The 323-nt window shown below is 69.3% G+C and carries 1 pseudogene; it reads right to left on the bottom strand.

The annotated features are described in order from the left end of the window. Positions 1-323 (bottom strand): annotated as a pseudogene (locus CLG85_RS27235) (sulfate ABC transporter permease subunit CysT); the annotation flags it as partial.

The raw sequence follows: 323 nt of genomic DNA, 5'->3' as shown, positions 1-323 counted from the left end.
AGACCAGCGCCAGCCAGATCCCGACCTCGGTGTAGGCGATGCTGATTCCGAAGGGGGCAAGAGCCTGACCGAACACGCCGCTTGGTGCGTAGAGCGTGGTCAGCGCGATTCCTGCCACGGCAGTCGGCAGGGCAAAGGGCAAGTCCACCGCCGCGTCGATCAACCGCCGCCCGGGAAAGCGGTAGCGGGTCAGCACCCAGGCCAGCGTGAGCCCGAAGACGAGGTTGAACAGCGAGGCGACCAGCGCCGCGCGGAACGACAGCAGCAACGCCGCGCGCACCCGCGCCGGGGCGAGGTGACCGGCGATTTCCGCCGGTCCCATG

It is taken from the genome of Alloyangia mangrovi (assembly GCF_002300555.2).
Classification (GTDB): domain Bacteria; phylum Pseudomonadota; class Alphaproteobacteria; order Rhodobacterales; family Rhodobacteraceae; genus Salipiger; species Salipiger mangrovi.
The sequence above is the reverse complement of the archived record's forward strand: the minus strand, read 5'-3'. Positions and strand labels throughout refer to the sequence as shown.